Annotated in this window: 7 protein-coding genes and 1 pseudogene; 5 read left to right on the top strand and 3 right to left on the bottom strand. The window is 52.3% G+C overall.

The genetic code is table 11. From position 1 onward, the window contains the following. A pseudogene (locus PH5382_RS19070) lies at positions 1 to 541 on the top strand (transposase); the annotation flags it as partial. 306 nt (positions 542 to 847) lie between these two features. Here the strand turns inward: PH5382_RS19070 and PH5382_RS19065 are convergent. Both PH5382_RS19065 and PH5382_RS19060 read right to left on the bottom strand, forming a co-directional pair. Next, on the bottom strand, positions 848 to 1,483 hold the full coding sequence (locus PH5382_RS19065) for a LuxR C-terminal-related transcriptional regulator (protein WP_082645775.1): 636 nt from the start codon (positions 1,481 to 1,483) through the stop codon (positions 848 to 850). Then, positions 1,480 to 3,246 carry a sensor histidine kinase gene (locus PH5382_RS19060; RefSeq protein ID WP_058335969.1) on the bottom strand — a complete coding sequence of 589 codons (1,767 nt, stop codon included), beginning with the start codon at positions 3,244 to 3,246 and terminating at the stop codon, positions 1,480 to 1,482. The genes PH5382_RS19065 and PH5382_RS19060 overlap by 4 nt, the downstream gene beginning before the upstream one ends. A gap of 119 nt (positions 3,247 to 3,365) precedes the next feature. Here PH5382_RS19060 and PH5382_RS19055 point away from each other — a divergent pair, with 119 nt between their 5' ends. From PH5382_RS19055 to PH5382_RS19040, 4 genes are all read left to right on the top strand, one after another. Further along, on the top strand, positions 3,366 to 3,866 hold the full coding sequence (locus PH5382_RS19055; RefSeq protein ID WP_156414985.1) for a hypothetical protein: 501 nt from the start codon (positions 3,366 to 3,368) through the stop codon (positions 3,864 to 3,866). A gap of 145 nt (positions 3,867 to 4,011) precedes the next feature. Further along, on the top strand, positions 4,012 to 4,389 hold the full coding sequence (locus PH5382_RS19050; protein ID WP_058335967.1) for a hypothetical protein: 378 nt from the start codon (positions 4,012 to 4,014) through the stop codon (positions 4,387 to 4,389). A 165-nt stretch (positions 4,390 to 4,554) separates the two neighbouring features. Beyond that, positions 4,555 to 5,361 carry a hypothetical protein gene (locus PH5382_RS19875; RefSeq protein ID WP_156414984.1) on the top strand — a complete coding sequence of 269 codons (807 nt, stop codon included), beginning with the start codon at positions 4,555 to 4,557 and terminating at the stop codon, positions 5,359 to 5,361. 58 nt (positions 5,362 to 5,419) lie between these two features. Next, positions 5,420 to 5,917 carry a hypothetical protein gene (locus tag PH5382_RS19040; RefSeq protein WP_156414983.1) on the top strand — a complete coding sequence of 166 codons (498 nt, stop codon included), beginning with the start codon at positions 5,420 to 5,422 and terminating at the stop codon, positions 5,915 to 5,917. Between the two features lie 1,153 nt (positions 5,918 to 7,070). Here the strand turns inward: PH5382_RS19040 and PH5382_RS19035 are convergent. Continuing rightward, positions 7,071 to 7,478 (bottom strand): EAL domain-containing protein, encoded by a 408-nt coding sequence (locus PH5382_RS19035; protein ID WP_197410085.1) that lies wholly within the window; start codon positions 7,476 to 7,478, stop codon positions 7,071 to 7,073. Positions 7,479 to 7,498: the final 20 nt, after the last annotated feature.

The following is a 7,498-nucleotide window of genomic DNA, read 5'->3' as shown; positions in this document are numbered from 1 at the left end:
ACAAAACAACTGCGATCAACCAGCTTTGGCAAACAGACTTCACCTACATCAAGGTTTTGGGCTGGGGCTGGTTCTATCTCAGCACGGTCCTCGACGACTACAGTCGCTACATCGTCTCATGGAAGCTTTGTACAACTATGCGGGCGCAGGACGTGACGGATACACTGGATCTGGCCTTGCAGGTCTCCGGCTGTGACCAGATCCATGTCGTCCACAAGCCACGTCTGCTCAGCGACAACGGCTCCAGTTACGTCTCAGGGGATCTGTCAGAAGGTTGAAGGACAAAGGCATGAAGCACTCGCGCGGTGCGCCATATCATCCGCAAACCCAAGGTAAGATCGAGCGCTGGCACCAGACCTTAAAGAACCGGATCTTGCTGGAAAACTACTTCCTGCCGGGTGATCTTGAGGCCCAGATCGAAGCCTTCGTCGATCACTACAATCATCAGCGCTACCACGAGAGCATCAACAACGTCACACCCGCTGATGTCTACTTCGGGCGTGACAAAACCATTCTAAAGCAACGCGAAAGGATCAAATGAAAGACACTCGAAGCGCGACGCTTGCATCACCGCCAGCACGCAGCATAATCAAACCAAACAGATGAGCCAAACTCTCTCTTAGTTTAGGTCACCTTTGGACCCAAAAACTCTGCCGACGCACAGGTAGCGCCGATCCATGCAAATTGCGGATGGCTGCTCTCAACCCAAAGCAGACTCGCTACGCGCGCCATTGACCCGCTGTGATGCCAGACAGTGTTGAAATAAATTCAGCCATAGGTGGGGCATCAATCCCTGAAAGGCCCACGAAGCCAATGTACGAGCATAGAGCCTCTTGTTCTGACCGGCCTAAACAATATCGCCACGACCAGCCAAGGCCGCTGCGGCAGTGCGGGTGGTCACATTCAGAGCCCTAAGAATGGCACTAACATGTACCCGCACAGTTGCCGGGGAAATATCGAGTGCCCGCGCAATCTCTTTGTTGGTCATGCCTGTCGTCAGAAACGAAAGGACTTCAGATTGCCGAAGGGTTAGTTGGTGCTCTTCAAGCTGGCGATCGCTGAAGCGGGTCTCAACCTCAAACACACCGGTATCAAGCACATACTCTCCTGCGCTTGCTCTGCGTAAGCCTTTGGCGATGCGTTCCGCAGGTGCCATTTTTGAAAGGAAACCGTTGAGTCCCATTCGACTGAGATCTGGTTCAACCTCAGCGTGGTCGAGCATCGAAACCGCGAGGATTGCCACACTGGGGTATTCTTCCCGCAGATTTGGAAGTGTCTCACGCCAATCCCCCCCCGGGAGAACAAGATCCAGCACAGCAAATTCCAGTGTGCTTACCGAGGCAAATGTGCGCTCAACTTCAGGCCAACTACGCGCGACAATGATCGCCTGTGCATTAAATACTTGCCCTGCAATGCGGCGCAATCCATCCAAAAAAACGGGGTGATCATCGGCGATCAGGATATTGCTCAAGTGACTGCTCATTTAGGGGATGTTTCTAGACGCCGTTTAGGGGGGAGGTGAGTGCCTTTATGCGGTAGGTTCGGGGGAGACGATAAACGCATGGCGATGCTTTGCAACAAGGAACGGAGCTGAAAAGGCTTAAGATTCCGCCCCGTTTCCAGGTAGGGTTTCAGTTTATCAGGTAACGTTTCAGCAGCCCCGTCAGGAGCCATCGAAATGATGGACAGGTTGTCATGCGATTCCGCTGCTCTGGACAGCCGGGCAAGTCTGTGCAGGGAAAGAGTGCCCAACAGGACGATGCCGGAGTTCAATTCCGCATCGAACGACACCTCACAGCCCCATTCGCTAAGAAGGGTGGACAGCCTGGCACAACGTTCTGGATCGTCGTCAAGTATGTTGATCTTGAGGCCGCTCAGTGGAACACTTTGAGCGGACCCTGCCACAGCCTGCACCTCGGTTGGGGTATCAACCGGAGTCAGCCCCTCGATCACAAAGGTCGTTCCGTGACCCGGACGGGACATGACACGAAGGTCCAGCCCGAGCAGATGTGCCATTTTGTGGGCAATTGCCAAGCCAAGCCCGGCCCCTTCACCGCTTGAAAGATCTTTGGGGTGCAGCCGGTTAAAGGGTTCAAAAAGACGGTCAAGGTCATGAGCCGGAATACCCGGTCCTTGATCACAAACCCAAATTGATATCAGACCTTCGCGGCGGCGGCACCCAATTAGGACTCTTCCATTGCGGGCGTACTTACGTGCATTGTCTAACAAATTCAGAACCATCGCCGACAAAAGCCGAGGATCAGTTTCCACCGCAGCGTGGCTTGGAACATAGCGGATCTCTGGACTGTTTTCGGTCATTGGGACCGCAGCCAGAACCGTCTTTACTAGTGGATTCAACGCAACCTTTGAAAAAAACGCCTGCGTCTGGCCGCTTTCAAGCCTTTCGTTCTCCAGCAGAAGGCCAAACACACGGCTAAGCCCTCCCACCGCACTATCGATTTGGCGAACGACATGCTGGCGTTCTTTAAGGGTTTTCTGGTCATTCAGGGAATTTGCCAGCAGGCCAATTGCATGCAGAGGATGGCGCAGATCGTGACTGACCTGCGCAAGAGTTTCCGATTTTGCCTGGTTGGCGGCTTCGGCGGCGCTGCGGGCCCGGTCGATTTCCCGACTGGTTTCTGACAGACGAACGACTTTTTCTTTGAGCGAACGGGTTAGGTTTTCGTGCTGAGCCATAAAACCATGCATTTTGGCAGCGATACTGGACAGGGTGAGTGCAAACATCAGTAACAATAGACCAAATGCCTGAGGCAACCCGGCGACTTCGCCCAAAAACAGGAAGACAGCCACCGGGGTGATAGAGCTCCAGATCGAACTCAGACATGACGGGAGGTAAGAGTGCTGGGAACTGACTGCCCCCAAAGCCGTCCCTGAAAGCACAAAAATATAGAGAGTTGCCGCCAGATCATCATGGCGAACTAGCAGGATGCCAAATCCCCATATGCTTCCGATCATCAGCACCAGCAGATTGTGAGCCCTTGCGTATGGAACGGTATCCTGCCCGTCGTGAGGGGCCGCATGGGCAAAGTGGAATGCCAGTATAGCTATTGCCACAGCCAATGCGATCAGTAGCAGCGCCCAAACGAGTAGGTCAGGGCCGCCAATCATCGGCCAGAGTATCGACAGCGTAACCAAAACGATAATCAGCAGAACAATCCAGCTATTCCGAGCAATCACCATCAATTGCTCGGTTGACCAAGCCTGTGTCGCGACAACCATGCTCATACTTTCGCAGCTCCCCAAATCCACCCAGCCGGCATACAACACGTGGTCTATTGTGCTGAGGTGTCAGCTTGCCGCAGCATTCGAAAATGCTGATGATTAGAAACAGAGGTAAAGGTGAAATGATGCTTCTGAAAGTGCCCCCCCTGCTGACAGCCGCCCTTTTGGCCGCGCTTGGTGCTAGCTCGGCTCAGGCTTGCGATGGTACTGGGCGCGATGGTTGCACTTGCATAGCGTATTCGAGCGATTATCACGTCATGGGGGACGAGGTGATTGCAGACTACGAGATGCAGGTGGACGCACAGGATCTGCAAAATTCCCGCAATGTGGCGCTAAGGACAATTACTGCGGTTCTTCAGCAGGATCGGGCAAATCTCCATAAATTCAACCGGCCCAGCCCATTGGATGACTATGAAAGCTATTTTGCAACATCGACCCACAGGAAGTTGTTTCAAACACTGACATTGACTAGTTTTTGCGGGGCTGACTCAACGGATCCGTCGATCCTGTACGACCGAATTGACGTGGTGTCGCGCAACGCCATGAAAGAAGGCACTCTGCTGCATGTGGTAGTCTATCGGATTGGCAACGAATTGCGAGTGCATATCGCCCCTATTGGCTGAGAACCCCTCTCATTCTCCCCGAGAGCAAGTGCAACGCGTGATCTGGGATCAATGGATCCTGTCGCTTGGTACGTCAGTTTGGCGGCGGTATAGTACAGATGACTGATAGAGCGCCGATTGACCGATTGATATTCTGGATGTGGCGATGACGGACGAGACGAAAGCACCGCCAGAAAAACATAATTGCGGCAACAGCCCTGAAGACCGGAGCATCAGCGTGAAATACCTTAAGACACTCTCCTTGGCAGCAGCCCTGGCATCCTCAGCCACCTTGGCCTTTGGTTTTGAAGTGACAGGGCACCCAGCCATAAGTGATGGAACAAATTCGATTTCGTTGAATCCAAACGGCGGCGAATTCCGCATCAAGATCTGCAATACAACCTACTACTTAGCTGACAGCAACAGTTGGAAAATGTTTAACAACATGAAAGCGCGTATGGATTCGAACGGCGGGGATGTTTACGCGAAAACCCACGCGCCCCGGAACAAAAGCTGGTATTTTTTTGCTTGGGGGCGCTATTAACACCTGCCCGGCACGCCTTTTTTATTGCTCCACCTTAGCAAAGGTTGGCCACGGGAGAGGAGTGATCGCATCGATCTGATCATTCCTCCCTCACGGCTCGTTTTGAACAGGCGCCTCGTAGCGACCGCTGACCGTTTTGTAAGTCCATATCAGTAATTGGATTAGTTGGGACTGAATTTTTATGCCGCCCGAGGACTGGACGTCACACGAAGGGGGCAGAATTTTCACAGCCAAGCGAAGGTCAACCATCACGATTTCAGTCGATTGTTTCGATCTCTAGGCGGTGGGTCGCCTTTCAAACAGACGTGTTCCCTGATCCTCCTGTCGCCCTTTGATTTGGCAAGAGCACAACAAGGGCAGCTGAGTGAACGGGGGCATGAAACTTCATTTCATGGCGTGCTTGCAAGGGTTTGCCACTCATTCCGGAATTACTTTTTTGTTGAGATAATTCAGTTTTCTGCCCGGGCCAACGAACACCAGCGCATCGCCTTCGGTTCAGAGAGGACCCTCGAAATGAAACCAATCCGCTCGCTATGCACAGCAGCCCTTCTATGGCCGGTTGCCGGATCAGCGGCTCAACTGGATCGTCTAGACTATGACGATGGAGTGTATTTCAGGGCAAACGCAGCCGGGTATGAGTTTACGATAGGTTGTGCCTTTGAGGATCCTGTGGAGTTTCGTCTCGAAGTTCTGGCAGTGCCTGATACCGCCAAAATCCCAGGAGCATCAACGATGCTTCGCTTTTTGAATTTTGATGGTGAACCACAGGACTTTGCTGTTGCGACGACCTATAGCACCTATCAAGGCAAGGATGTTTTGATAGGTGCTATGCCTCTGGACGAGGACTTGTCGCTTGCGCTTGAAAACGCAATTGGCCTGCGCGCCTCCACGCAATCAGGTGACGTGATATTCGGGGATTCATTGGACGGTTTTGATGACGTCCTTTTTTTCATGGAAGAGTATTGTCACTAAGCACAGTTGAACCGTCAACAAAAACAATGCCCGCTCGATAGTGTGAGGACGCAGCAAGATGGTCAAAACAAGAATATGTGGATCATGCAAAAAACCGACACTGATTCCGGTGTCGCGTAAAAGGGAGCCCTATAACACCGTAGTCGGATATCTCTGTCAGAATTGCGGCAGGAAAATCGACATAGTCCCAGCGTTTTCAGTTGGAAGTGGTTTAGCGATAGCCTGGGCTGTGCTGGGGTTTTGGTATTTCGTTTTCTTTCACAACTCGGTCTACAACAGCACTTTATCCATTTCTCTTTATGCTGGTGCCGTTGTGACCGTAGTTCTGGTCTGGGGGCCGGAGTGCCTTAGGCACTGGATGAATCCAGTAGCCAAAGGAGGAGATGCTGTCGAGGTCAAGCTTGAAAAGGAAGGGAGAGGCAGCGTCACCTCAGCGTTGATTTGGTGTGAGCGCTTCGGTTTTTTTGGTGGCCTTATTGCACCTGTGGTGTTTGCATCTGTTTTCCTAGGTGCCGCTGCAATTCTCGGGCTCATCAACTACACATATTTCCAGTAAGTTCAGTGGTGACCGCAAGAACTCGGACCAGTTTTTTGGACTGGATCGATATGTCAGAAAAACTACTCACTCTGGTAAAATTCAGGAAATAGCCTCCCGGCGAGGCCACAGCGAATGATGCTGTTCTGGCGGACGGCTTGGGGTCACAAGAACAGCATCATTCGCTGCCACCATAACTTTGCAAAGGTCACAACCTGCGCATTGCTGACATCAGCACCCGGCAACGTCTCATCCGTCGTATGCCTAGTGCGGCTGGCAAGGAGTGGCGCCTGGCTCCGAAAATATTTTCTTAGTTCACCGGGGCATTTGTGCTTGTCAAAAAGGTCCAACACATTGCCATCATTTAGAAAACCCCAATCTAGGAACTGGAGCGTCTCAGCGCTATCTAGTTCCTAGTTCGGAATTGAACATAATGGGCCTTATTGGCCTCCGCAGGACCATTTAGGGCGGTTTTAAGGGTGTTTCAGAAGGGTGGGGGAGTTTGCAACGGGAAGTGCCCTGAAATTGTCGCTTGGGCCTGTATGAGCTATTTTGGCCGAGTTTGAAAGACAAAGGCCTCCAAGAGATTGCGGCCTTCAAATTCTCCTTAAAGCCCTGTTTTATAAGGCTCTATCCGGTATCATCCGGCTTCCTCCGGGCTCTTCCGGTTACTGCAATAACAAGTGTCTCCTAACAGCGGTTGTAGCGGGACACTTCGCGTTGCGGTACACTTCCCATTGCAGCAAATTACTTTTCCTCTTCTAGGTCAAAACCGGGGGCTGGGCTACCTTGTCGGCCCTGGCTGCTTCCATCGGGTTGATGCCGACTTCGCAGCTTAGAACCGAGGTGAATCTGTTCAGCGCCCCACATTGGCTGAAACCCTTCATTGCCATATGAGACTTTACCGCGCGTTCGTCGGTGACGCGCCCGGTGTGGCCGCATTGGCAGGTGGCGAAGATAGTAAGGACGACTGGTGCAATTCTACTGGCGGGCTACTGGCGGGATTTTTCCACGGGCTTAATTACCGTAACGGATAGCTGTGATGCTATCGATCACTAGACAGATAGGTGGCAACGACGGCGCTCAGCCCGAACCGGTCATTGATTCGAAATGCTGCGCAGGAAATCTCGCAGTTGCGAGATCTGAAGACCAGATACCCGAAAGTGGACATTGATCAAGACGTCTTTCTAGTACCCTGTATGCTTCCTGTGCTATCGGCTAGGGCAAGAAAATCTGCAACACCCCTTGCACCCAATGCCTTTGCAAATAAGAAGCTCTGACCCTGGCGGCAGTGTATCTCCGTCAGGAAATTCAGTTCCGCGTCGGTCTCGATACCCTCTGCGGTTACCGTGAGATCCATCGACTGTGCGAGCGCCAGGATTGCCGTGACGATCTTGCCATTCTGTGGCACCGCTTGCACGCCTGAAACAAAACTCTTGTCGATCTTGATCTTGTCGAACGGCAGTCTGCTGAGGGTTGCGAGGCTGGAGAACCCTGTGCCAAAGTCGTCGAGGGAAATGCGGGTGCCTAGGTCTTTGAGAGCGTCAAGGGCAATCTTCGCTTCGTCAATATTCCCAATCACTGAACTACTCCCCATTTATT

Source organism: Phaeobacter sp. CECT 5382 (assembly GCF_001457775.1).
GTDB lineage: Bacteria > Pseudomonadota > Alphaproteobacteria > Rhodobacterales > Rhodobacteraceae > Pseudophaeobacter.
This window is presented reverse-complemented; position numbering and strand designations above follow the sequence as displayed.

What these genes read in the sequence shown, in the direction of transcription:
- PH5382_RS19040 (WP_156414983.1), top strand. Translation starts at nt 5,420, where the DNA reads ATGGTCAAAACAAGAATATGTGGATCATGCAAAAAACCGACACTGATT.
- PH5382_RS19065 (WP_082645775.1), bottom strand. Translation starts at nt 1,483, where the DNA reads ATGAGCAGTCACTTGAGCAATATCCTGATCGCCGATGATCACCCCGTT.
- PH5382_RS19055 (WP_156414985.1), top strand. Translation starts at nt 3,366, where the DNA reads ATGATGCTTCTGAAAGTGCCCCCCCTGCTGACAGCCGCCCTTTTGGCC.
- PH5382_RS19060 (WP_058335969.1), bottom strand. Translation starts at nt 3,246, where the DNA reads ATGAGCATGGTTGTCGCGACACAGGCTTGGTCAACCGAGCAATTGATG.
- PH5382_RS19050 (WP_058335967.1), top strand. Translation starts at nt 4,012, where the DNA reads ATGACGGACGAGACGAAAGCACCGCCAGAAAAACATAATTGCGGCAAC.